A 25740-nucleotide genomic window follows, 5' to 3' on the forward strand; every position below is an offset into this window, starting at 1 on the left:
GATTCCGGCGGTGGTTTTTTCTTTTCGGACGGTACTGCACAGTAAACAGTAAATCGGATTCCCGGTAGCAGACTTTACAGGAATAATGCAATTATATAAAACTAAAGAATAAAAGCTGTCTTCAGCGGCCCATAGACCGCCGAAGACAGCTTTTTTAGCAATTACCTAGTGTCACTCTGTACAGACTGCACATCTACATCAAGCGTTTCATCCCGGATGTCGCCGACGATTTCCTCCAGAATGTCCTCCATCGTTACGATGCCCACCGCCGCTCCTGCGGTGTTTTGCACGGCGGCCATATGGACACGGGTCTGCTGCATTTTTAGCAGCACATCCCGGATCGAATCCGTGTCTTTAAACTTAGGGATCTCGTGGATATACAGGCTCCAGTCGGCGGCTCTCCCCGCTGCGATCCCCGTAAGCATCTCTTTGGTGTTGATATAACCGGTAAAAGCGCCGCCCGAATCGGCCGGAACTACGGGATAACGGGTGTAATCATGCTCGCTAAGCAGGCGGATCAGTTCGTCGACCGGCATGCCGGAGCGGACGGTCACCACTTTGTGCAGCGGCACGATGATTTCACCAAGCGTCCGTTCGTCAAACGCAAAAATATTGTTCAAATAAACCAGTTCCGTTTTATTGATCTCGCCGCTTTCGTAGCTCTGATCCACAATCCACTTCAGCTCTTCTTCGGAATGGACGGTCTCATGGCCGGCAGGCTTGACGCCAAACAGGCGCAGCAGCAAGCGGGCGGAGCCGTTCAGCGCGGCAATAAAAGGACTTGTGATTTTACCGAACCAGTAGAGCGGAGGAGCAAGCAGCAAGGTCATTTTTTCCGCATACTGAATGGCAAGGGTCTTGGGCGCAAGTTCACCGATCACGACATGCAAAAATGTGATGACCGCCAGGGCGATCGCATAGGAAAGGATCGTCGACAGCGCCGCCGGCACTCCAAGCTCATCAAAAATCGGGTGCAAAATCCGCTCGACGGTCGGTTCGCCCAAAGCGCCCAACACGAGGGCGGTAATGGTGATTCCCAGCTGGCACGCCGACAGATAGTAATCCAGGTCATGGGCTACTTTTTTGGCGACGACGGCTTTTTTGTTGCCTTCCGCAATCAGCTGATCGATCCGGCTCATCCGGACTTTTAATATCGCAAATTCGGCTCCTACAAAAAAAGCGGTAAGTCCAATGAAAATGGCGACCAGAATTAAATTGATCGTTAGAATTCCGTCCAATGATTTCCCTCGGGCAGGAGGGATTCACCTCCACATCAATTAAAATGAAATGAATAAACAACATCCATCAATTAAAGGCATCTATAAAGTGCATCCATACTAACGAACGATGCGGATGGACCGGCTGTTAAGTCTCGTTTGAGAGGACCAGCCGAATCAGTTTGATCCGGAAATGATCCGTCTCCGTAATGCTCCAGTCATGGCCGCTATAGCGAAACTTGTACCCGGGCTGGACGGATGTCCCTTCCCGCAGCTGAATCCACCCGCCGATAGTATCGATCTCTTCACTATTGTCAAAAACAATCCCGAACCGGTCTTCCAGCTCTTCGAGCAGAACCCGTCCGCTGATCAGGAACTCCCGGTCCCCGGCCGGCTGGATGTCCAGCACCTCGTCCGCATCGAACTCGTCCCGGATTTCCCCCACCAGCTCTTCCAGTATATCCTCCATGGTAAGAATTCCGGCAGTTCCGCCGTATTCGTCAATCACAAGCGCCATATGCAGCTGTTCTTTTTGCATTTTGAGCATCGCTTCCTTAATTGGCGTAACTTCCAGTACCGAAGGGAGCGGACGGACAAAATCCTGCAAATCGTACTCTGTACCCGCGATAATGTGGGGAAGCAGCTTTTTGGCGTTGACGACACCGGTAACCCTATCCTTATTCCCGCTTTCAATTACCGGATAACGGGTATAATTATTGCCATCCAGCACGCGGATAATCTCCGCATACGTCATTTCTTTGTCCAGAGCGACCATTTCCGTTCTTGGAATCATAATATCTTTGGCCATCCGCTCATCGAACGAAAAGACGTTGTCCAGGTACTCCAGCTTTGTTTCGTTAATTTCTCCGCCTTCAAAGCTTTGGGCCATAATGATGCGCAGTTCTTCTTCAGAATAATGTTCCTCATGACCTGCGGGTTTGACGCCAAAGCCGCGCAAAATGATACGGGAGGTTCCGTTCAGCGCCAATATAAAAGGATGCATGATGCGGCCGAACCAATACAGCGGCGGCGACAGCAGCAGCGTTAATTTCTCCGCAAATTGGATCGCAAGTGTCTTGGGCGCCATTTCGCCGACCACGACATGAAGAAAGGTAACGAGAATAAAGGCAATGGCATAAGAAGCAACCGATGCGGTTGCATCCGACAGATTCAAAAGATCAAATAGGGGATACATGATCCGTTCAACGGCAGGTTTGCCGATTGCGCCCAAACCCAGCGCGGTAATGGTGATGCCGAGCTGGCAGGCGGACAGATAGTAATCCAGATTGCCGACCACTTTTTTGGCGGTCAGCGCTTTTTTGTTGCCTTCGTCGATCAGCTGTTCAATCCGCGACATCCGCATTTTGACGGCAGCAAACTCGGATGCTACAAAAAACGCCGTAAGTGCTATTAAAACGGCAAGAATAAATAAATTCGTAATGGTTATTAGGTCCAATCCTTTCCCTCGTAAAGAGGGATTCACCTCCAAGTTGAAGTTGACTTCCGTCCATCCGCTATGTCCTCATAGCGGTTCATCCTGGTACTACTCCGGTGGAGGCGGCCGATCAGATTCGGAGCACGATCCACTTGCAGAAACGCCTTCCCAATGCAGACGAACCTCCTCTCGATTGGTATAGCCAAAAGTATAGCATAATCGGAACCAAACCATCCAGTTTCACGTCATGGTTTTGTTTTGTCCGGTAGGGTCCGCTGCAAACAACACTTGAACCATGGATACGATATCTTGCCCGCAATCACGGAAATTTATAGTATTTCAGCTTTTTATGTAAGAGTATGGGCAGCATTTCACCGATAACCGTCCTAATGATTATGATTTTGAGGAAAAAGTTATCTAATGAGTATGGTCTGATGCAATCGTATGTTGAATACTGAGTAGATGGCTGCGTAGAAGGAGGGAGAGCGGACGCCAGCCAAACTTGGAATCCAGCGGGAGCGGCAGCAACGTGGCCAGTGGGAGCGGCTGCACTGTGGACCATTGATGCTGCAAATTGGCAGCCCAGTCCCGATACATTCGGACAAGCTGGCAGGGAACAGATAGGCAGCGGTAACCTAACGAAGTTGCTTCCGGCACATCGGATTTATTTGGAGCTACGCACTTTATCTCGCAGCATTAGGGGGCAAATTCGCCCTAAGTTGTCTGCGGGCTATGGAAGGAAACGCGGGAGCAGGTAATAATGAAATGATGAGAGTTTTAGAAAGGGGAACTAGATATGCTGAATCAAACAAGCACAGCAGGAGGACAACAAATGTGGACGGCGGATCTCGGGAATGGCACCTACCGCAACCCGATCCTTTACGCGGACTATTCGGACCCTGACGTCATTCGAGTCGGCGGGGATTTTTATATGACGGCATCCAGCTTTGCGCACACGCCCGGGCTGCCGATCCTGCACTCCAAAGACCTGGTGAACTGGAGGCTGATCGGACATGCGGTGGACCGCCTGCCGGGTGAATACGACGGACCGGTTCGCCACGGAGACGGGGTATGGGCGCCCAGCATCCGTTATCATGACGGGAAGTTTTGGATTTTCTTCAGCGCGCCGGACGAAGGGATTTATATGACGACAGCCACCGATCCGGCAGGACCTTGGTCGCCGCTGCATCTCGTCAAAGAAGCGAAAGGCTGGATCGATCCTTGCCCGTTTTGGGATGAGGACGGCCGGGCGTATCTGGTCCACGCTTTTGCGAGAAGCCGCTCGGGCATCAAACACCGGCTGAAAATGTGCGGCATGAAGCCGGACGGAACGGAGCTGCTGGACGATGGGGTGATTATTTATGATGGAGAGCTGAATCATCCCACAATGGAAGGCCCAAAAATGTATAAGCGGAATGGGTATTATTATATTTTTGCGCCTGCGGGAGGGGTGCCAACCGGATGGCAGACCATTCTCCGCTCCCGGGACGTATACGGACCCTACGAGGACAAAATCGTGCTGCAGCAGGGCAGTACGGAAACTAACGGCCCCCATCAAGGGGGATATGTTGAGCTGGAGTCCGGAGAATGCTGGTTTATTCATTTTCAGGACCGGAATGCGTACGGACGGATTGTACACCTCCAGCCGATGCGGTGGGAAGATGATTGGCCGCTTATGGGGATCGATATTGACGGCGACGGCATCGGCGAACCGGTCAGTGTACATAAAAAACCGGACGTGGGCGGTATACACCCCATTCAGGTTCCGGATACGTCGGATGAATTTGATGCGGATGCGCTTGGCCTGCAGTGGCAGTGGCAGGGCAATCCCGGTGCGGTCTGTGCTTCCCTGACTGAACGGCCCGGTTGGCTCCGCCTTTACAGCCGGCCGCTGCCCGGCGCGGCGGAGACGGTGTACGCTTCTCCCGATATGCTGTGCCAGAAGCTGCCCGCGCCAAGCTTCAGAGTAACGGCCAAACTGGAGTTTCACCCGGAAGCCGAAGGAGAACGCGCCGGTCTGATCGTATTTGGCCATGCTTATGCTTATTTGGCCTTGCGTAAAGAGCGGGACCGTCTGGCGCTTGTGCTGGTGGAAGGACGGGGCGGCGGGGAGAATTGGGAACGCACACTTGCCGCTGCGGAAGGGGACGCGCCGGAAGGCCCGGTATACCTTCGTGCGGAATGCCGGCCGGAAGCGGTGTTTGCGTTTGCGTACAGCTGGGATGACCGGACGTATACGCCGATCGGCGGTGATTTTACCGCTACTCCCGGCGGCTGGGTCGGAGCCAAAATCGGCCTGCTTTCCCTGCTTGGCGGTACGGAATCCGCCGCAGGAGGTTATGCCGATTTTGACTGGTTCCGGCTGGAGCCTGCCGGCGATTTAGCCTAAGGAAGGATAGACCGCTTGTATTATCCTCTCTATGTGGCAAAGACCCGCCCCGTCAGCCAGACTGCGGGGCGGGAACCAAGCCGGCCGGAACAACAGCATGTTTGTCCCCATAACAAAGGAGCTGCCGAAAGTGAACAAGTACCTAACCCGAATGCTTGTTTTCAGTCTGCTGCTGGGCGCCCTGCCGACCGTCATCATCGGCATTTTGTCGTATATGATTGCCGCGGACGATGTGGAAGAGAAGGTCAACCAGGGCAATCTTCATCTGTTGAACCAAACCCAAATGCGTGTCGAGCAGACCATGCGATCCATGGAAAATGCCGCTTTGCAGTTTGAGAAATCGAGTCTGGTCAAAACACTAATGAATCAGCCGCTCGCAAGCAAGGATTTTATCGACGTCCGCAAGCTGATGAACGAGATGTTTGCCCTGCAAAGCCAAGCGGTCCTAAATCAGGTGTATCTGATCAACCTCGATTATCATTGGTCGGTGGATCTGAGCGGCTTGAAACAGCTTGAGGCCGGGGAAGCCGAACGCAGATGGGGCGGCCTGCTGCAGAAGCAGGACAGCATTTTTTGGAACACGGAAATGAAAACGGTTACGAGCCGTGCCGGAGCAGGTGCTGCACCAGAGGCGTCCGAGTCCGTGCAGGATAGGGTGCATACGATCCAGCTGATACATAAAATCCCGCTGCTGCCGAGATCCTCCCGGCCGTCCGGTCTCCTGATGCTTCAGATCAATGCGGAGGAATTGCGCAGTGTGCTGAAGCCGCGCGATCGCGATATGTTGGCCAATCAGTTCATTTTAAGCAGGGAAGGCGTAGCGTTTTTGTCTTCAGCGGCGGAAAAGGAACGTTACGCAGCGATTAATGAAGCCGTAATGCGGAAGATCGCACAGGAAGGGGATAAGCAGGGCGCTTTTTTGGCAAAAGCCGAGGGGACCAAGGTTAGTGTCATCTATTCCCCCTCCGGTTACAATGGCTGGTCCTATGTTTCCGTCGTTCCGTTGGACAAAGTGACCCAGGAGACCCGTAAAATCGCCATGCTGACTGCCGCGGTCTGCCTTCTGCTGCTGGGTGCGGTTCTGGTGCTGGCTTTTCTCGGCAGCCGCCGGATGTATAAGCCAATCCGCAGGCTCCGCGAATATGCGGGCCGTGTTCATCCCGAGCGGAATGCCGCGGCCTGCGGCGGGGAAGACGAGCTGGAGTTCATCCAGAGCAGCCTGAACTCGCTTGCGCACTCCAAAGAAGAGCTCGACCGGAGGATGCGGACGCAATCGGTACATCTGCGCGAATTTTATGTGCTGAAGCTGCTCACCGGGCAGATGGCGGGAGACTATGAAATGTACCGCTCCGGATGGTACGGCTACCCTGCGGGATGGAAGCGGCTTGGCGTGCTGACGCTGGAGATCGACAATATACAGGATACGCGGTTTCAGGAACAGGACCGGGAGCTGCTGCTGTTTGCCGTAAGCAATATCGTGGCCGAACTGCTGCCGGAGTCTACCCGGTTTACGCCTATTGTCATCAACAAAGCCCAGGTGACGCTGGTGACCTCGGATTCGGACGATCCGCAGGAATGCAGGGGACGTTTCTACCGTGCGGCTGAGCAGATCAAGGAAAAAGCGGAACAGGTGCTGGGACTCCATGCCAGCATCGGCATCAGCCGGCCTTTTAGGAAGCTGCCGGACACCGTTCATGCCTATGAAGAGAGCCTGACGGCGCTGTCTTCGCGTTTCAATCTCGGCTCGGATATTATCGTGCATTTTGAGGATGTCGAAAACAGCGGGAACGGCCAGGCGGCGGTATATACCGGACTGCGGACGCTGGAAGACCGGCTGGCCACCGCATTAAAGGACCTGCAGCTGGACCAGGCGGAGCATATTTTCCGGCAGTATCTTGAAGAAATTTTGGGCAAACCGCAGCTGCTTAGGGAGCATCATTTGCTGCTGATCCAGCTGGCTACGAAAGTGCTTAAAGTGGTCCAGGAACAGGGGGTATCCGTGCGCCAGGTGCTGGGCGGGGACAAAGAAATCAAACTGCTGCTCCGGCTGCAGACCCGCGAAGAAATTGCGCATTGGTTCCGTACAAGACTATTTGTGCCCACTATTGAGCTGCTGTCTGAACTGGCCGAAACCCGGTTCGTTAATATTGCACATAAAATGACCCGGATGATCCACGAGCAATACGATCAGGATTTGTCGCTGGAATACTGTGCTTCCGTTATGAATTTTCATCCGGTATATCTAAGCCGCGTGTTCAAAAAAGAAATGGGCGTCACCTATAGCGAATATTTGACCGATTACCGGATGAACCAGGCAAAAAGGATGCTGGAGACCACGGAGATGAAGATTTCCGAAATCGGCGAAAAAATCCGGTATACCAATATCAGCGCCTTTATCCGTACGTTCCGCAAAACCTTTGGCATGACCCCGGGCCAGTACCGGGAGACGCAAAACCAAGTGCAGCATCCGTAGTAAGCAGACAAGCAGACTCAAGTGCAGCATCCGTAGTAAGCAGATAAGCAAACCAAGTGCAGCATCCGTAGTAAGCAAATAAAGAAGCAGACTAAGAAGCAGACAAAAACACAGACAAATACGCGTCCAAGGCGATTCCGTCCGGCTGCCTCCGGGGGATCGTCTTTTTTTGCTGCAAATGGGGCAAAAAACATAGGGTTAACTCCGGCATATTGCAGGTTAAGCCGGCCTTATCGCTGTTTATGTCCGCGGCTGCGTACCCCTCACGTTTCTGTGCTGCCGCCTTGTTTCTTTTGCAAGTTATCGATGGACTATAGTCTGCCACGCGCAGGCCAAGGAATAATGAAATCAGCCCTCCGGTACGATTTGCCCGCGAGGGGCTGAACAGGACTTCAGTAAGGAGAGGATTCGAGACGATGAGTTCACAGGAAACGTTGGCCGCGGCCGGACCCGTGGTACGAAAGGAGCTCCGCAGGCAAAAACGGTCGGCATTGATCCGGGACCTGGTCCGCGACAAATGGATGTATTTGATGCTGCTTCCCGGTGTGCTGTACTTTGTTATTTTCAAGTATGTGCCTATGTATGGGGTAACGATGGCGTTTCAGGATTACAAACCCCACTTGGGTTTCACAGGCAGCCCGTGGGTGGGGTTCAAGCATTTTGAGCGCTTTTTCAGCGAACCGCAGTTCTGGACTTTGTTTCGCAATACGCTGATTCTGGCGCTGTACAATCTGATTTTCTTTTTTCCGCTGCCGATTATTTTGTCCCTGATGCTGAACGAGCTGAGGCGGGAGCGCTTCAAAAGGTTTGTGCAGACGTTGATTTACATCCCCCATTTTGTCTCCTGGGTGGTCGTTGTCGGGATTTTTTACATTTTGTTCACGACGGAAAACGGGATTATCAACGAGCTGCTTTACCAGATTACGGGGAACCGGGTTCCGTTTCTGCTCGAATCCGACTGGTTCCGGACGATGATCGTCAGCCAGTCTATCTGGAAGGAAGTCGGCTGGGGAACGGTAATTTTTTTGGCAGCCCTTGCCGGTGTGGATCTCCAGCAGTATGAAGCGGCCCGGATCGACGGCGCGGGAAGATGGAAACAGCTGTGGCATATCACGCTGCCTGCTATCCGCAGTACGATTGTGATCTTGCTGATTTTGCGGCTGGGCAACTTCCTGGATACCGGGTTTGAACAGATTTTCCTGATGATTGCGCCGACGAACCGGGAAGTGGGCGAGGTATTCGACACGTATGTCTACACCAAAGGGATGACGCAGGCGCAGTACAGCTACAGCGCGGCCGTCGGGTTGTTCAAATCCTTGATCGGACTGGTGCTGGTGCTGGGATCGAATTGGCTTGCCAAAAAGTTCGGCGAAGAAGGCGTCTACTGATTTTACCCGAAAGGAGGAAAAAAACTTATGAAACAGGATAAAACTTGGGGAAACCGCCTGTTTGACATCGTCAACATGTCGCTGCTGTTTATTATTGCGATCATTTGTGTGCTGCCCTTTGTATACGTGCTCGGTGTTTCCTTTGCTTCGCCGGCTGAAGTAGCCAGAGGCGGGATCATCTTGTGGCCCAAAGAATTTTCGTTTGTCGCTTATGAATACATCTTATCTTCCGCGACGCTGCCGCGAAGCCTGGCCGTATCGATTTATGTTACGGTGCTGGGCACGCTAATCAATCTGGTGTTCACTTCATTGATGGCCTACCCGCTGTCCAAACCCAATTTGCGCGGCCGGCAGATCATCCTTTTTGGCGTACTGTTTACGATGCTGTTTGGCGGCGGCATGATTCCGACTTATTTTGTGGTCAGCTCACTGAATTTAACCAATACGTTATGGTCGCTTATGATTCCTTCGGCGATCAGCGCCTTTAATCTGATTGTGCTAAAGAACTTTTTTCAGCAGATTCCCGACGGACTGGAGGACTCCGCCAAAATCGACGGCTGCAACGACTTCGGCGTCCTGCTGCGGATTGTCATTCCGCTGTCGCTGCCGGCCATGGCCACGTTTGGGCTGTTTTACGCCGTGGCTCATTGGAACACGTTTTTTAACGCCATTTTGTATATCAACGACAATACCAAATGGCCAATTCAAGTGCTGCTGCGGGAAATTGTCATTTTGGCCCAATCGCGTGTCGGCGACACCGGCTTTGACGAAGCAGACATTCAGCCGCTTACGGTGCGTATGGCCGTTATAGTATTCGCTACTGTGCCGATTTTGCTGGTGTATCCGTTCCTGCAGAAGCATTTTGCCAAAGGGGTCATGCTGGGTTCCGTCAAAGGGTAACTCCAGTTGGGCTTGCGCTATGTTGAGGGGAGACGACGCTTGTATTCTTTTCTTCTATAATAAAATGGCTTGGATACAACTTGCTGTTGAGGAGAATTGGAATAGATAAACCATAGATAATTGGAGGGGTACAAGTTGAAAAAAACACGCAAATGGGCATCGGTATTGGCATCCTTGGCGCTTTCCGCCGGCGTTTTGTCGGCATGCGGCGGGAATGAACCCGCGGCACAAGGGGAAGCGTCAGGGCCTTATCCTTTGACGCTGGTAGTGAACCAGGTCGGAGAGATTCCGAATGCAGACAATCCCATCGAAAACAAAATTCGCGAGTATACGAATACGGATCTGAGCATCCAATGGATTCCTTACTCCGCGTATGACGAGAAGGTAAACGTGATGATCGCGTCCGACGAGCTGCCAAAGCTGATTAAGCTGAATTATACGCCTACGATGATCAGTTCAATCAAGTCGGATTTGTTTTGGGAGATCGGTCCGATGCTAAAAGATTTCCCGAACCTGGCCGCGCAGCCTCAGGCATATTACGACAACATCAAGGTGGACGGAAAAGTGTACGGCATACCGCTCTACCGGGACATGGGCCGGGCTGTGGTAACCTACCGGCAGGACTGGCTGGATGCAGCCGGGCTGCAGCCGCCGAAATCGGTTGAGGATTGGTATAACATCATCAAATTCAGCACCGAAGAAGATCCGGACAAAAACGGAAAACGCGATACGTACGGCATGATGCTGGATAAAGCGTACAATGTCGGGACCGCATCCACGCTATCGCGTCTTGCTGTTTCCCTTGGCGCGCCCAACAAATGGGGAATTGACGAACAAGGCAATTTTTATCCCGAGTTTGAGGATGAGACGTTTTTTGAGGTGATGAAAATGTTCAGAAAAATGTACGCGGAACGGTTAATCAACCAGGATTTTGCTGTGGTTGATGCGTCCGAACTGAACAAAGTGTATGAATCCGGCCGGGCCAACATCCGGATTACGGGCGGCAACGCGCAGTCGCTGCAGACCAAGCTTGATGCGGCTGTGCCGGGCGCCGTGGTCGGCGTAGCTCCGCTGCAGGGACCTGACGGCATCCGGGTGCCGGGCGAAAGCGGCAATACGGGATTTTTGGCCATACCGAAATCCAAGGTAGCAACGGAAGAAGAAGTGCGTCAGATTTTAACGTTCGTCGACAAGCTGCTGGACCCGGAAATGGTGAATGTGATCAACAAAGGAATTGAAGGCACTCATTATAAAGTGGCCGGCGAATTTACCGAAGTCATCGATAAAGACAAAGATGCGCAGGAGGTTAAACCTTACCGGGATACGTTCCCGCAGCGCGGAGAGCGGTATAATATGGAGAAAAAAGCCAAGGAAACCGAGCTTTCCCGGCGCAGCAGACAAATCGTTTTTGAAAATGAACAATACGTGGTGCCTAACCCGGCGCTGACGCTCAACTCGGATACTTACTACGAACGGGGCGGCGAGCTGGAACAGATGATTACCGACGCGCAGACCAAATTTATTATGGGGCAGATCGACGAGGCAGCCTGGAAAGCGGAAGTGAAGAAATGGCGGGAAACGGGCGGCGACCAAATCGCCAAAGAATACAAGGAATCTTATGAAAGCAGCAAGTAAACCGGGACAGTGTTTGCGGCGCTGTGAGGCGTGAAAGGAAGGTATTTGGATATTATGGATAGCGCAGACAACAGGGGCAGCGTAAACAACACAGACAACGTAGACAACGTAGACAACATGGACAACATGGACAACATGGACAACATGGACAACATGCACACCTTAGACAATATCGATCCTATCGACAGCAAAATATGGTTTGACCAGCCCGCCAAAAATTGGAACGAGGCACTTCCGCTCGGCAACGGACGGCTTGGTGCGATGGTTTTTGGGGGAGTCTTGAAGGAACGGATTCAGCTGAACGAGGATTCCGTCTGGTACGGCGGGCCCCGGGACCGCAACAATCCGGATGCGCGCCGCAGACTGGGGGAAATCCGGGAGCTGCTGTTCGCCGGCAGACTACGTGAGGCGCACCGGCTGGCTGAAACGGCGTTGTCGGGAATGCCGCCAAGCCAGCGGCATTATATGACCGCTGGCGACCTGCTGATCGAGCTGAGCGGGACGGAAAGCGGGACGCTGAACTACCGCCGCGAGCTGGACCTGGCGCGGGCTGTCGCGGTGACCGAATACGAAGCGGACGGGTGGAAATACCGGCGCGAAGCGTTCGCCAGTTATCCGGATGATGTGCTCTGCCTGCGGCTGGAAACGGACTGTCCTGACGGTCTGACCCTGTCGCTCAGATTTGACCGCAAAAAAGGGCGTTTCGTCGAACGGACGGAGCCCAGGGACAGGGACGGTTTGGTCATGCTGAACAGCTGCTACGGCGCCGAAGCAGGGGAATATGCCTTAATGCTAAAAGCCATACCGGACGGCGGAACCATGCATCCGTCCGGACAGCATCTGATCGTGGAAGGCGCCCGCGCCGTGACGCTGCTGATCGCGGGGGCTACCCGGTTCCGGCATGAGAATCCGGAGTCCGAATGCCGGCTGAGGCTGGAACGTGCGGCGGTTCGCTCCTACTGCGAGCTGCTGGAGCGCCACACAGAGGACTACCGCCGCCTGTACAGCCGGGTGAGTTTGTCGCTTGGCGGAGACGGAACGCAGCGGAATATACCGACTCCGGCAAGGCTGGAAGCGCTTAAGAGAGGGGCGGATGATCCGGAGCTGATCGCCTTATATTTTGCTTACGGGCGTTATTTGCTGATCAGCTCCAGCCGTCCCGGTTCGCTGCCAGCCAACCTGCAGGGGATCTGGAATGAGGAAATGACACCGCCTTGGGACAGTAAATTCACGATCAATATTAATACGCAGATGAACTACTGGCCTGCGGAAGTCTGCAATCTGTCCGAATGCCACCTGCCGCTATTTGATTTAATTGAGCGAATGAGGGAGCCAGGGCGGGTGACTGCTGAGCTTATGTACGGATGCCGGGGGTTTGTTGCCCACCACAACACGGACCTTTGGGCGGATACAGCACCGCAGGATATTTATCCTCCGGCAACGTACTGGACGATGGGGGCTGCATGGCTGTGCCTGCATCTGTGGGAACATTATTGCTTTACACGGGATACCGCTTTTTTGCAGCTAGCATACGGGACGATGAAAGAGGCGGCGGACTTTTTTCTCGATTTTCTGGTCGAGTCGCCGGACGGCAGCCTGGTCACAGCTCCTTCTGTCTCGCCGGAGAACCGCTATGTGCTGCAAAGCGGCGAAACCGGCACGTTGTGTTATGGCCCGGCCATGGACAGCCAGATCTTGACCGAGCTGTTCGGGGCTTGTATTGAAGCTTCCAAGCTGCTGAACGTCGACGACAGTCTGCGGCGGCAGTGGCAGCATACGCTGGAACGTCTGCCGGGGATTCGGATTGGCCGGTACGGGCAGATCCAGGAATGGCTTGAAGATTACGAGGAAGCCGATCCGGGCCACCGGCATATTTCCCACCTGTTTGCGCTTCACCCAGGCGGAGCCATTGATCCGGATAATACACCAGAATGGGCGGAGGCCGCCCGTGTGACACTGGGACGGCGGCTGGCGCATGGCGGCGGACACACCGGGTGGAGCCGGGCTTGGATCATTAACTTCTGGGCGAGGCTTCACGACGGCGAGCAGGCAGCGCACCATGTTGGCGAGCTGCTGCGCCGTTCGACGCTGCCCAATCTGCTGGACAATCATCCGCCGTTTCAGATCGACGGGAATTTCGGAGGCACGGCGGGGATCGCGGAAATGCTGCTGCAGAGTCACAAGGGGACGCTGTATCTGCTCCCAGCGCTGCCGGCTGCCTGGAGTACAGGACAGGTGAAGGGACTGCGGGCGCGCGGCGGTTTTGAGGTAGACATAGAGTGGCAGGACGGCGTGCTGCTGGAAGCCCGGATTCGCGCGGATCATAAGGGAGAATGCGTGATCCGGACCAAACAACCGGTTCAGGCTGAGGTGGCCGGTATATCCGGAGGAGTGGCACGTAATGCCGGAAGCACTGAAGCTTCAGGAACCGCCGAAGCTTCAGGAGCCGCCGAAGCTTCAGGAGCCGCCGTCATCCGGCTGTTTATGAAGCCTGGCGGGGAAGTTCGTCTTGTCCCGTTGTCGAGATAAGAAGCGCATAGCTCAGAAGGGCACAATACAGAAACGTACAGTTCATAAGTGTACTGTTTAGAAGTACACGGGCTGCATGAACAGGCTCACAAACAAGGCTATCACACCGGGATACTTCCGGCGCGATAGCCTTGTTGTCTGTTTTTTATTTCGGGGCAGCCAGTCCCTTGTTAGCTTTCGTTTTTCGGAATCCGGTTTAAGCTCGGCACATAGTCGGCGGCTTTTACGCTGTTCAGCGTCTGCGGTTCCTCTGTAAAATGATCGTGATTTTGCTGATTGTCCTTTTTGTCCGCGCGGTTGTCGGCACGGTCGTGTTTGGCATCGGCGCTGTTTTTGGGCAAGACGTTCACCTCCGTTGGCATTGACCATAGTATGAAACGAAATGGAAGGTTTTATCCTGCCGCCTCGGCCTACAGCTTCCTGTATGCGGCGGTCATCAGCAGTACACCTGCTGCGCCGTAGAGTGCCGGAATTGCGATTCCCCCGTGGAGGCCAAACAAATCGGCTGCCGGCAGCCCCTGCACGACACCCGTATACCAGAGGAACAAATATACGCCTCCAACAAGATGCGGACTGTAAAAGGCGCCGATAAGCCCCAGTCCCAGCGCAAAGCACAGCCCGCACAGCAGCCCAAGCACGCTGCCGGATTGGCCGTCAGCGATCAGCCGCAGCGCCGGAACGGTGAACAGCAGGACAAGCGGTACGCCAAAGGCAGCAGCTTTGGCCGCAAAATAACTGCGTTTGAAACCAAGCGCGCAGCGGATGGCGGGATCGCCCCCGTGCAGTTCGATGCCGGGCAGGAGCAGCAGGGGACCCGCCGCGACCAGCAGAAAATTAAACCCGGACAGGTCCCCGCTGGAGGGAAGCCAGGACAGCAGAAGCAGGCCAAGCAGCGCGATGGCTTTAACCCGCCCGAGGCCGCGAACCGCGAGCAGCAGCTCATAAGGGAGCAGCTTAAGTGCGGACGCCCTCAGCTTTGCCGGGCGTAAGAAGGCGATACCAGACGCGGCGGGCGATGCAAAAGTGCCGGGCCGCGTATGAGAGCCGGACCGCAAGGAGCCAGAGTGAGCTAAGGCGCCGGTCGCAACCGACGATCCGTGTGCAGCCAAGGAGGCTGAAGCATCTAAGGCGCCGGGCGCCAGAGGGACGGGCGGAGCCTGGTCCGCTGAAGCCGCCAATTGTGTATCGTCCCGCCGGGACGGCTGTTTCGGTTCCCGAAACAGGCGCTCCCAGCCGGTGAGACGGACGATCCCGTGCAGCAGCACCCCGGCCGATAGGATGACCAGCAGGCGGCTGAGCAGAAATTCCATTTTCCAATGGACGGAATGAACGACAAAATGATGATCATACTGCCGGATATTCTGAAAAAAAGAAAAGTCGCCTTCCCACCTGCTTAGTCCAAGATTGCGGATAAATTCGCTGGAGACATGATCGACTACGAACAGCAGACCGGTAAAGTCGGCGTTCGGATTTATGCTTTTTTTGTCGATTCCGCCGAGCATTACGCCAAGATATGCGATTGCCCCGACGAGAATCAGAACGTTGCCCGCCATCCCCCGAAGCGGCCGGAACAGCTCCAGCGCCACGGCTGCGGTAGCGATGACGTACAGAAACGGAAGAATCAAAACGATATAAGGAATAACGTAATCCAGGATGCGAATCTGCAGGCTTTCCCCCCGGCTCAGCTGCATCACAAGGGCCATAAGCTCGACGCCAAACGCGATACCCGCGAGATAGATGAAGTTGGACAGCCGTTTGACCTCAACGTAGCGGTGAATGGAGACGGGCGAAGACAAGAAATAGCTGCCGAGCCCCAGGCTCCGGTCCCGCGAGATAGAGGAGCGGACGAGCAGTATCCCGAAAGCCAGCAGCACCGTATGCAGGAACATTACGGTCACCAGTCCCATCCATGCCGAATTGTACAGGCCTCGGAACTCTCCATCAATCTCTGGAGCCCGGATTGCTGCGGAGAAGCTGTGTAGCGAGTTTTCGGCGGGGAAATAAAAATAAGTCAGCAAGGCGAGAGCCATCAGCGGGTACATCCAGCCGGCGCTGCGGAACCGGGCTTTGAAGTCCGGTACGGTCAGGGAAGGAAAAAAGCTCCGGCGGTTTCTCATTGCGCTGCCGCTCCTTCAATACGTTCCCGGTGGATGTGGTGCAAATAGACATCCTCCATAGTTGCTTGAACGGCTGCGGCCTCCGGGTGGGGCCTCACTGGCGAGAGGACATGAACTGCCGCTTCGCCGCCGGAAGCCAGAACCGTGCCGCAGACGTAGCGATGCTGCAGATCCGCTGCGCGCTCCTCGGGCAGCCTCAGCTCCCAGACCTTTCCTGCGAGCGAGCCTATCAGCTCGGCCGGCGTTCCACAGGCCAGCATCCGTCCTTGCTTCAGAATAAGCAGCCGTCCGGCGGCGTTCTCCACGTCGGAGACGATGTGCGTGGACAGCAGCACGGCCGCTTCTTTTGCCGTTTCCGCCAGTACGCGCTTCAAGGCCAGCCGTTCGTCCGGATCGAGGCCAACCGACGGCTCGTCAAGCAGCAGCAGGCGAGGGGCGTTCAGCAGGGATTGGGCGATGGCGAGCCGCTGCTTCATCCCTCCGGAGTAGGTCCGGATCTGTTGATTCGCCACGGCGGTCAGGTGGAACATTTCCAGCAGCTCCGCGCCTTTGTTCCGTGCTTCCGCCCGGTCCAAGCCTTTAAGCGCGGCCATGTACAATAGAAATTCCCGGCCGGTCAGCTGCGGGATCACGCCGGCCTGCTGGGGTAAATAGCCGATAAGGCTGCGATAGGCGCGGTCTCTTCCCGAAATCTCGCGTCCATCCAGCCGCAGAGTGCCCTTAGTCGGCCGCGTAATGCCCGCCAGCACGTTCATGAGCGTGGATTTCCCCGCGCCGTTTGGGCCAAGCAGGCCTGTTATTCCTTTTTCCAGCTTCAAATTCAGCGGGTACAGCGCGTGTTTTGTTCCCCGCTGCAGCTCCAATTGCTGTAATTCAAGTAGCATAGCCATCCTCCTTGGGTAGTAGCCGGTGCCATGCATCCGCACCGGTTTTTTCAGTTCGTTGGACGGAGAGCAGCCGCTTCCCCCTGCGGTGTTCGCCGGAATGACACATTTCTAAAACCTGCGATCCTGTCGGCCGCCCGAGGGTAACTGCTTTTTTTATTATAGAAACGGGAAAAAACCGGAACGTGTACGTTCCGGCCGGGAGGTCTATATCTTGGTTGGTTAATGCTGCATGCCGGCCATGCCGCCGACGATTTCAGGGTCGACCATGCCGAAGATCATCGCGATGTGGGCGACGACCAGGAACCCTGAGACAAGCAGGAAGTGCAGCTTCAGCTTCTGCTCTTCGGTCCGCCTGCGCCCGATAAGCCCGAAGTCTAGCAGCGCAAGCGGAAGCAGGAACAGAACGCCGCTCAGGTAAAAGCCGACGGCCACAACGTCCACCCAAGTGTGCCAGCCACCGTTTATGGTAAGCGGAATAAAAGCGGTGGGGAACAGGTAAAGGAAGATGCCGGTGAAATAGAGTCCCGCCGCGATACTGCAGATCCGGTTAAAGGCTTTAAGACGGCCCGCTGTTTTTTTGCCGAACAAAATAAAAAATTCGGTGACGGTGATCGTCTCGGCGAACAAAACCGGAATGGCCATAAACAGGATGAGGTTCCAAGGCTGGTTGTCCGCAAGCAGGGACATATAATGCGTCATACTCATTTTGTTTTCCCCCAACATTGTAATTTGTACAAGCCTCATTTTATGCAAAAGATTTGTGGAAAGTGTGTGGCTGGGGAGGGAAACGGAAACGAAATGTCCGTAAACCGGTTATCTCGGGTTCAGCCGGGTGAATAGGAGGGTAAGACCCTTTACCGAACAGAACCGAATACACAGCCAAAGAACCGCAAACAGAGGTGGCGCATATGACGATAAAAATTGAAAAAACCGACTTGTTTCATCAGGCGCTTGCCGGAGGAATCAATTTGTTCCTGGGGGCGGGCTTCTCGCTGTATGCCCGTGACGAGGAAGGCCAGCCGCTTCCAGGCGGGGATGCGTTAACCCGGGAGCTGTCGGAGCAATTTAGCGTCTCGCCGAATATGTCCCTGCCCCAGATGTCCACCATTTTGAAGGTGAACCGCCAGGAGGAGTTTGAGGAATATCTGCGCGCCCGTTTCCGGGTAGGCAGTTATGACAAGGCGTACAGCGCGCTTAAAACGATTGCGATTTACAATATTTTTACGACCAATATCGATAATTTGATTAACCGGATTTATGAAAAAGGGGAAGACCCCGATGTGGTGGATTTCACCCAGCATGGTCCGCTCGTCCATGAGCAGGGGCAAATCAATTACATCCCGCTGCACGGCTCCGTGAATGACGATACCCGGCCGCTTGTTTTTGCCTCTACGGATCTTGCAAGCACCTTCGGCAATGACCGGGAGGCCTGGGAGCTGCTCCGTGATTCGATCCAAAGCACGCCGACCTTGTTCTGGGGATACAGCTTGCAGGATGCGGGGGTGCTGCATACGTTGTTTTCGGGTCAGCATGACCGGCATAAGCCCAAATGGATTGTGCTGAAAGACCCGCGTGAGGAGGACATCCAGTATTTCAAAGCACTCCGCTTTAACATTGTGGAAGGCGACACACTGCAGCTGCTGCATTATTTCCGGAAGCTGGCTTCCCGCTCAAGTGTAAAATAGCGCAGACGCAAAGGTTGGCCTGGCGAAACATAGTTAGCCGCTCGAAATTGTCTTGAAGCATGCGAAACCTTGTTGGACAGCGAAAGACTGTTTCTCTAGACCCACACGATCCCGGTTTCGTATAATGGAAACCTATCTTACATAGGGGACGGGAGACTGAATCGCTGTGCAATCCGAAACAACTGCAGGACGGGCCGAGACCGGCGCGATACTGAGCATTATCGTTTATTTGATTTTGGCCGCAGGCAAGCTTGCCGCCGGACATTGGGCAGGGTCCCAGGGGCTGACAGCCGACGGACTGAACAATACGACAGATATCCTGGCTTCGCTGGCGGTGCTGATTGGACTCCGCATTTCCAAAATACCCGCCGATGCGGACCACCGTTACGGCCATTTCCGGGCGGAGACGGTAGCCTCGCTGGTAGCCTCGTTTATAATGGCGGCCGTCGGCATCCAGGTGCTGATCGGAGCGGCCGGCAAGTTGATGCATCCGGTGCATACGGCGCCTGACCTGTGGGCTGCCGCAGTCGCCGGGGTAAGCGGTCTGGCCATGTACGGGGTGTACCGGTATAATCTTCGTCTCGCGCGTGAGACGGGCAGCCATGCACTCAAAGCGGCCGCGGCGGATAACCGCTCGGACGCCTGGGTAAGCTTCGGTACGGTAATCGGCATAGCGGGCAGCGCGTGGGGTTTGGCGTGGCTGGATGCGCTGACCGCCCTGATTGTGGGCCTTCTCATTTGCCGCACCGCCTGGGAAGTATTCCGCGAGGCATCGCATATGCTTACGGACGGTTTTGACGTGGAGGAACTCGAGAAATACAAACGAACGGTCAGTTCCATGGAAGGGGTAGACCGGGTTAAGGACATCAGGGGGCGGGTATACGGCAACCAGATTATCGTCGATCTGACGATTGAGGTGGATCAGGAGATGACAGTACTGACCAGCCATGCCTTATCCGACAGCATCGAAGAGAAGCTCCGGGATAAATATAATATCCGGCAGACGCATGTTCATATTGAGCCGTTTTGAATTTTTGTCTGCGGGCGCGGTCCTGTAGTGAGGCATAGGTATCACGAGCATTGACCGCTACCGTATAGCTCTCATAAGGGGTGAGCAGAGCAGCGATTCTCCATTGGAGGGTCGCTGTTTTGCGTCACCAAAACACACTGCCCTCCAAGCAGTGAAGCCTAGAGAGGGAGTGTTTTTACGGAGTCGAATGAAGTCCACATCCCGCCTTTTTACCACTCCGCGCAGGATTTCGCACTTAAGGTATCCAATATAACATGCAGCCAACAATATGCGACCAAAGGAGTGGGGAACATGGAGCGATGGGAATACCGTACCGCCAAATACCAAACTGGAGGATTTTTAGGCGGCAAAATCGACCAAGGTGAATTTGAGGAACTGCTGAATTCGTTCGGCAGCGAGGGGTGGGAACTGGTTTCCTGCTTTGATACAAGCCTTGGCCAGGGGGCTTCGCGGGATATTATTGCTGTTTTTAAAAGAAAGCTGGGTTAACCCATGAACTATGGACATGTTTTGTTTGATCTCGACGGTACGCTGACAGACCCCAAGCTCGGTATTACCGGCGGCGTGCAGTATGCTCTGGCGAAGTTTGGGATCGTGGAGCCTGATCCAGACACACTGATTCCGTTCATCGGACCGCCGCTGCTGAATTCCTTTATGGATTTTTATGGCATGCAGGAGGCGGCTGCCTGGGAAGCTGTCGGTTATTACCGGGAATACTTTGGCACCCGCGGCATGTACGAAAATGAACCCTATGCAGGGATCGATACGCTTCTATGTCTGCTGAAGGAGCAGGGCCGTGAATTGTACGTGGCAACGTCCAAGCCGATCGTGTATGCGGCCGAGATTGTCCGCCATTTTGGGCTTGAGGGTTACTTTACCGGTATATACGGCAGCGAGCTGGACGGAACCCGTTCGGATAAAGGAGAACTGATTGCCTACGTCATGGATAAGCACGCGCTAAACGCTGCAGATTCGGTGATGATCGGAGACCGGAAGCATGATCTGATCGGCGCCGGTAAAAACGGCATCGACGCCATTGCAGTCGGTTACGGCTATGGTACGGAAGAAGAGCTGCGAGCCTGGAATCCGGTACATTATTACCGGACCCTGGAGGATCTCCGGGAGGGCTTTGCCCGGCAGAGAACTCCTGTTTGAATGAGAGGCTGCCGTTAGATTGCCTGCCAGAAAGCCCGCTGTCGGAGCGATCACAGGTCAACAATCACCTGCTTGAAAAACGGCTGCTTGGACGTTGCCTCAGACTAATCTAAACCATACATAAATACGGCGTCACTACAGCCTCGCCTGTTTCGGCGGCGCTTTTTCAGTCAGAAGATAAGTGCAGCTGGCAGGGGCGGCAGCCCAGCAGCGTTTAGGATACAAAATTCGGGCAATACCTCCGCAGCAAGCGGCTTGTATGCGCATTCATTCTTGGTTATAATGACGGTATAAGGGTGACTACGCATGAAGGAGGTACAGAAATGCGCGATCGCGATGGAAATGCACGTTACCGTAACAGACGCGAGTTGGAGACGGCGGGAGATCGGCAGAAACTGTATGGCGGCATCACGGAAGGGCTCTATAGCGACATTCGGCTGGAAACAATGCGAAGACAAAACGAATACCAGTCGCTCACCCGGATTATGAAGGAACAGCGGGGACAGCGTCCGGTGGATTAACCGGGAGACCTTTCACCTTGCGGAAATCGAAGTTAATGTTTGCAAAAGGACACATTGGGTAACTATAAATATGAACATTAACCGATAATCCGGAAGGAGGAGGAATCACGATGGATCAACATATTCACGACGAAGCGAAGCTGCGTAACGAAGTGGACCCGAACCAGGATTCCTTGGCGGAACGCAAGAAGATGGAGAATGGCGTTGATATCGAGCCGGAGGCCGATGAATGGGAAGCGAAACCTGCTCCTTCGGCGCACCCCGACCCGACAGTCGATTCGAAAAAATCATAGAGGGCCCCAGACTTTGGGCTCACAGGCCGGATCCTGCATGGATCCGGCCTGTTTGGTATATTGCGGGCGCCACCAGTCCCTAGCGTAAACCATTTATCCGCAGCTAGCGGGGGATCATTGCCTTGGCTCCGGCGGCAAGCTGCCCGATCCGCTGTTCCCAGCCGTAAACCGATTGCTGGGAAGCATGGATGCTGCCCAGCTCCTTGGCGATCAGCCCAATCTCCGCCATAGCGGCAACCGCATTGCCCTGCTTGACCGCGCTGCGGTAGCGCTTCTCGGCAGCGGTGCGGAGCTTCTTCGCGCCGGAAATCTTTGCATTCTCCGCCGCCACCTGCTTCTTCAGCGGCTGCACGGGCTGGATGGCATCCTTAATGCGCTTCGATTTGGCGGCGGCTTCCTTCCGGGCAGCCGAATAGGCGTCTTTCGCCCGGCCGATCTCCGTGCGGGCCGCTGTCACGGATGCCTTGATCTGATTACGCTTTAAGTCAAGCAGCTCGGCGGTTCTGCGGTCTTTCCCCCTTCTGGCGGCGGCCGCCCGTTTCCCCAAATCGCTGTACTGCTTGATCAGCGGATCATGCTTGCGCTGAATCTGCTCGGCAGCGGCCTTCAGTGTCTTGAGCTTCTGCGCATCAATTTGCTTGATCGCCGTATTCACCTCGGACAAGGCAGTCTGATTTCGCTTACGCAGCGCCTGAATCTCCAGCGCTTCCAGCTTGACGGCGCTCTCCAGCGTCTCCACCTGCCGGAATACGGCGTCCATTCCGTTCCAGGCCGCATCCCAGTCTCCTGACGCTGATGCTGAAGAGGGAGCGCCTATCAGCAAAACCAAAGGCAGGATTGCGAGCAACCACCTGCTTAGCCCTTTTATATACCTCTCCAATCCGGTCCGTCCGTTTCCTTCTGCTGCGGGCAGTTGTTCCTTCATTCTAGACATTCGCCTCGTCCTCCTCCATACGAATGGATAACATGATCATCCGCCAATAGACACAAAAAAGCACCCCGCGAGACAGGCTGTGTAAGCCTGCTCGCGGGGTGCTTCTCCCGCTGTCGACGAATTTGATACCAATATATCCTAAAAGATTCCATCAGTCAAGCATTAAGGAACATTAGTTCTTAAATTTGTACTGCCTCATGCTGCGGGCATGACGGAGCAGAAAGTTGATTGCATCTGCCTCGCCGTACCGGCCTGGACAGTGATCATTCCCGCTCACCTGCCTCGCCGCACCGGCCTGGGTAGTGAACACTGAGTTCACCGCCTTGTCACCTTGGGGCTGAACACTCCAGCTCACCTACTTCGTCACATCCCGGCCTGGGTGTGAACTCACACATCCCGGCCTGGGTAGTGAACTCTCACGTCACCTGCCCTTGTTTATTTACCAGGTCCGGGTTCAAAATTTCCGCTCCACACCGCCGCATTGGCGCAGACTAAAAGAACAGCATAACCGTACGCCCCAAAGGGAATATTCAAAGATACATAATGCATACCCGCAAAGGCGCCAAGGAAAAGTGCGACGATCAGGAACTTAAATAAATCATCTTGCCCTTTGTTAGCAAAAGATTCCGAAAATGGCAGCTCCCTGCCGTAAACACGAAAAGAGATAACCGAATACAGTGAAGCGGTTAATAACAAACAGATCACATCCGGGATGATCCGTAAGCCGAATAAGCAGATAAAGAAGACCGCCTGCAGCACCAGCAGCGGAACAAACAGACGCAGGAGGGCGGCTTTCAATGTTCCTTTGTAGACTGCGTTCATATCCTCCAGCGGGGTCGTACGGTAAATATATGACGCTTTATAATTACCGGAATAACGCAGCATCTGGATAATGGTAGGAATGCATATCGCGCTTAAATAAATTACCAGATACATCCGGCTTTCGCGGACGTTATTCCAATCGGAGCCGCTAATGGCATTCAGCAGAAACAGAAACGGAAAAATCAATGCAAACCCGAGAATCGGATACGTCTTAAGCTTAAAATCTCTTTCCCTGGACATCATTCGTACGCCAAAAGAATAAAAGCTCCGTTCCGCCTGCGTGCGGCAGAGCATCCGCGGCAGCGGATTCCGGAAACGGCGGGGGTTGCGCATCGGTTTGGCGCTTCCTTCCTGCATTTTTTGCAGGTAGCGTTCAAACGATCCCCCATACCGCATATACAGACCGGCCGACAGCAAGGGAACCAGCACAGACAGCACCGCCAGAGCCAGGATCAGTCCGCTGGAATTGCCGCCTAACAGCCATTCGAAGGGGGCGGCGAACCACAGCGGCGGCAGCAGCAGATGCCACCATTTTGCATCAAACTCAGCAGCAAAATGCACGATATCAAATACGCGCATTACAAGCTGGTAGCCGGCCAAAACGACAACCGACAAGCCGATCTGAACATAGTTGATGATATCTTTTAACCGTTCCCCGTCGAACAGCTTCAGGATCAGCAGGTACAGCAGGGAGGTAAGCCCCATCACAAGGATGACAGCCAAAACGGTCTCAAGCAGAAACAACGCGAAAAAAACTGGCCCGTGCTTAATCAGTGCAACCGCAAGCGGAATCACCGTCAGCGCCAGGGTCAGCGAGGTCATATAGCTCGCGATATGCATCCATTTGGCCATGTTCAGCGTACGGGAATCCACCGGCTTGGTATGCAAAATCTGTTTGTCTTTCAAATCGAGCAGGACGGAGGAGAAATCCGAAATCAGCGTTGTCGTCAGCATAAACAGCACGATTGCAAAAATCAGGGCAAGCTGCATCATATAATTGATGCCGATCAGCAGAAACGGCGCGATGCCGATGCCCCCGATCAGCAAATAAAACCCCATCGCTTTTAAAAAGGAACTGGTGACACTGCCTCCGTCGGTGCTGGTGATGCGGCCATTTTTTAGTTCGTAAACGGGCGCTTTACCGTTTTTTGCGTTCCCGGCGAAGACAGTAGGTGTCCGCCTTTGATCCATCGTCAGCTTGACCTGGATAATCCGGCGCATCATCGGATAATCTACGCCCATCCGTACAAACAGACGCTCGAATCTGTCCAATATTCTCAGTGTGAGGAATGAATCCATAACTACCCTTCTTTCATTACGGACACAAGTGAACGGGCGATGTCCTCATGATCGGTAAATCCGGTCAGCTGATTGAAAATCCGCTCCAGCGACCCTTCATGATTGGCGCTGCTCAACTCCTCAAACGTCCCGTCGGCCGCGATTTGACCGCCGCTGATCAAGACGATCCGGCTGCTGATTTTCTCAACCACTTCCATAATGTGCGAAGAATAAAAAATGGTTTTTCCTTCGGCGGCCAATCCCGCCATAATCTCCTTCACAATCATCACGCTGTTTGCGTCCAGCCCGCTCAAAGGCTCATCCAGAAAAATCAAATCCGGATTATGCAAAAGACTGGAGATCAACAGCGTCTTCTGCTTCATGCCTTTAGAGAAGGAAGAAATCCGCGCGTCAAACACTTGCCCGAGCCCAAGCAGGGAAGCCATACGCGACGCTTTGTAGTCCGCTTCATCTCCGCTCAATCCGTACAATTCGCCCATAAAACTCAAGTACTCTCTGGCCGTAAGTGTGTCATAGAGATCAGCAGTCTCGGGGACATAGCCGATCCGCCGTTTGTACTCCGTTCCCTGCTGGGCGATATCGGTCCCAAACAGCCTTACCATTCCCTGGTAGCCTTGGACCAGTCCGAGCATAATTTTGACCGTCGTGCTTTTGCCTGCCCCGTTTGGACCGATGTACCCGATAATCTGGCCTGGATGTACGTCCAGATTAATCCCCCGCAGTACGTAGTTGTCTTCGTATTTCATCCACAAATCCGCAATTTCGATCACTGGTGTGTTTGAACTCATAGGTATTGCCTCCTCTGCAGCTTAAAATGCATGGATTTTACTGTAGCCCAGCGGCCTCTAATGATTACATTCTGTCCGGACGGAACGAACCCCTTTTTTTGGCTGAAAAGGATGAAAAAAGGGTGTTGATCTTCGCAGTCGCGAAAATATCGGCTAAAAAAACGAAAAAATACGAAAAAACCAATTCATTCCGCTGCCTATCCTGCCGATGTAAAGAACAACTGTATTTATCAAATTCAGGTA

Annotated in this window: 21 protein-coding genes; 12 read left to right on the top strand and 9 right to left on the bottom strand. The window is 54.0% G+C overall.

Translation table 11 applies throughout. The annotated features are described in order from the left end of the window. Positions 1–161: 161 nt before the first annotated feature. On the bottom strand, positions 162–1238 hold the full coding sequence (locus ACE6ED_RS24085; protein WP_410829973.1) for a hemolysin family protein: 1077 nt from the start codon (positions 1236–1238) through the stop codon (positions 162–164). Positions 1239–1365: 127 nt separating this feature from the next. Then, a complete protein-coding gene (locus ACE6ED_RS24090) occupies positions 1366–2673 on the bottom strand; it encodes a hemolysin family protein (RefSeq protein ID WP_410829974.1) in 1308 nt (435 codons plus the stop codon). An 811-nt stretch (positions 2674–3484) separates the two neighbouring features. Between ACE6ED_RS24090 and ACE6ED_RS24095 the strand changes: the two genes are divergently transcribed. The 6 genes from ACE6ED_RS24095 (at position 3485) to ACE6ED_RS24120 (ending at position 13966) form a co-directional block, all read left to right on the top strand. Continuing rightward, positions 3485–5041, top strand: coding sequence for a glycoside hydrolase family 43 protein (locus ACE6ED_RS24095; protein WP_410829975.1), 1557 nt, complete (start codon positions 3485–3487; stop codon positions 5039–5041). Between the two features lie 130 nt (positions 5042–5171). After that, complete coding sequence (locus ACE6ED_RS24100; protein WP_410829976.1) at positions 5172–7514, top strand: helix-turn-helix domain-containing protein; 2343 nt, start codon at positions 5172–5174, stop codon at positions 7512–7514. A 416-nt stretch (positions 7515–7930) separates the two neighbouring features. After that, entirely contained in the window at positions 7931–8902 is a 972-nt protein-coding gene (locus tag ACE6ED_RS24105) for an ABC transporter permease (protein WP_410829977.1), read from the top strand. A 27-nt stretch (positions 8903–8929) separates the two neighbouring features. Further along, positions 8930–9802, top strand: a complete 873-nt coding sequence (locus ACE6ED_RS24110; RefSeq protein ID WP_410829978.1) for a carbohydrate ABC transporter permease — start codon at positions 8930–8932, stop codon at positions 9800–9802. A 135-nt stretch (positions 9803–9937) separates the two neighbouring features. Beyond that, on the top strand, positions 9938–11437 hold the full coding sequence (locus ACE6ED_RS24115) for an extracellular solute-binding protein (protein ID WP_410829979.1): 1500 nt from the start codon (positions 9938–9940) through the stop codon (positions 11435–11437). Between the two features lie 153 nt (positions 11438–11590). Further along, entirely contained in the window at positions 11591–13966 is a 2376-nt protein-coding gene (locus ACE6ED_RS24120; RefSeq protein WP_458782640.1) for a glycosyl hydrolase family 95 catalytic domain-containing protein, read from the top strand. Between the two features lie 170 nt (positions 13967–14136). On the opposite strand, the gene ACE6ED_RS24125 is transcribed toward ACE6ED_RS24120, so the two are convergent. From ACE6ED_RS24125 to ACE6ED_RS24140, 4 genes are all read right to left on the bottom strand, one after another. Next, positions 14137–14307, bottom strand: coding sequence for a hypothetical protein (locus ACE6ED_RS24125; RefSeq protein WP_410829981.1), 171 nt, complete (start codon positions 14305–14307; stop codon positions 14137–14139). A 69-nt stretch (positions 14308–14376) separates the two neighbouring features. Continuing rightward, positions 14377–16083 (bottom strand): hypothetical protein, encoded by a 1707-nt coding sequence (locus tag ACE6ED_RS24130; protein WP_410829982.1) that lies wholly within the window; start codon positions 16081–16083, stop codon positions 14377–14379. Beyond that, positions 16080–16967 (bottom strand): ABC transporter ATP-binding protein, encoded by an 888-nt coding sequence (locus ACE6ED_RS24135; protein ID WP_410829983.1) that lies wholly within the window; start codon positions 16965–16967, stop codon positions 16080–16082. The genes ACE6ED_RS24130 and ACE6ED_RS24135 overlap by 4 nt, the downstream gene beginning before the upstream one ends. 222 nt (positions 16968–17189) lie before the next feature. Beyond that, complete coding sequence (locus ACE6ED_RS24140) at positions 17190–17675, bottom strand: DUF6803 family protein (protein WP_410829984.1); 486 nt, start codon at positions 17673–17675, stop codon at positions 17190–17192. Between the two features lie 203 nt (positions 17676–17878). Between ACE6ED_RS24140 and ACE6ED_RS24145 the strand changes: the two genes are divergently transcribed. The 6 genes from ACE6ED_RS24145 (at position 17879) to ACE6ED_RS24170 (ending at position 21654) form a co-directional block, all read left to right on the top strand. After that, positions 17879–18655 (top strand): SIR2 family protein, encoded by a 777-nt coding sequence (locus ACE6ED_RS24145; protein WP_410829985.1) that lies wholly within the window; start codon positions 17879–17881, stop codon positions 18653–18655. Positions 18656–18821: 166 nt separating this feature from the next. Beyond that, complete coding sequence (locus ACE6ED_RS24150; protein WP_410829986.1) at positions 18822–19685, top strand: cation diffusion facilitator family transporter; 864 nt, start codon at positions 18822–18824, stop codon at positions 19683–19685. A 291-nt stretch (positions 19686–19976) separates the two neighbouring features. Further along, positions 19977–20174 carry a DUF4177 domain-containing protein gene (locus ACE6ED_RS24155; protein WP_410829987.1) on the top strand — a complete coding sequence of 66 codons (198 nt, stop codon included), beginning with the start codon at positions 19977–19979 and terminating at the stop codon, positions 20172–20174. Positions 20175–20177: 3 nt separating this feature from the next. Beyond that, positions 20178–20840, top strand: a complete 663-nt coding sequence (locus ACE6ED_RS24160; protein WP_410829988.1) for an HAD family hydrolase — start codon at positions 20178–20180, stop codon at positions 20838–20840. Positions 20841–21163: 323 nt separating this feature from the next. Continuing rightward, positions 21164–21361: a hypothetical protein gene (locus ACE6ED_RS24165; protein WP_410829989.1), complete on the top strand. Its 198-nt coding sequence runs from the start codon at positions 21164–21166 to the stop codon at positions 21359–21361. A gap of 110 nt (positions 21362–21471) precedes the next feature. Then, positions 21472–21654 carry a hypothetical protein gene (locus ACE6ED_RS24170; protein WP_410829990.1) on the top strand — a complete coding sequence of 61 codons (183 nt, stop codon included), beginning with the start codon at positions 21472–21474 and terminating at the stop codon, positions 21652–21654. A 103-nt stretch (positions 21655–21757) separates the two neighbouring features. On the opposite strand, the gene ACE6ED_RS24175 is transcribed toward ACE6ED_RS24170, so the two are convergent. From ACE6ED_RS24175 to ACE6ED_RS24185, 3 genes are all read right to left on the bottom strand, one after another. Beyond that, positions 21758–22588 carry a hypothetical protein gene (locus ACE6ED_RS24175; protein ID WP_410829991.1) on the bottom strand — a complete coding sequence of 277 codons (831 nt, stop codon included), beginning with the start codon at positions 22586–22588 and terminating at the stop codon, positions 21758–21760. A gap of 435 nt (positions 22589–23023) precedes the next feature. Further along, positions 23024–24709 (bottom strand): hypothetical protein, encoded by a 1686-nt coding sequence (locus ACE6ED_RS24180; RefSeq protein WP_410829992.1) that lies wholly within the window; start codon positions 24707–24709, stop codon positions 23024–23026. A 2-nt stretch (positions 24710–24711) separates the two neighbouring features. Then, positions 24712–25497 carry an ABC transporter ATP-binding protein gene (locus tag ACE6ED_RS24185; protein ID WP_410829993.1) on the bottom strand — a complete coding sequence of 262 codons (786 nt, stop codon included), beginning with the start codon at positions 25495–25497 and terminating at the stop codon, positions 24712–24714. Between the last annotated feature and the right edge of the window lie 243 nt (positions 25498–25740).

The organism is Paenibacillus nanchangensis (assembly GCF_046543445.1).
Lineage (GTDB): Bacteria > Bacillota > Bacilli > Paenibacillales > Paenibacillaceae > Paenibacillus_AQ > Paenibacillus_AQ nanchangensis.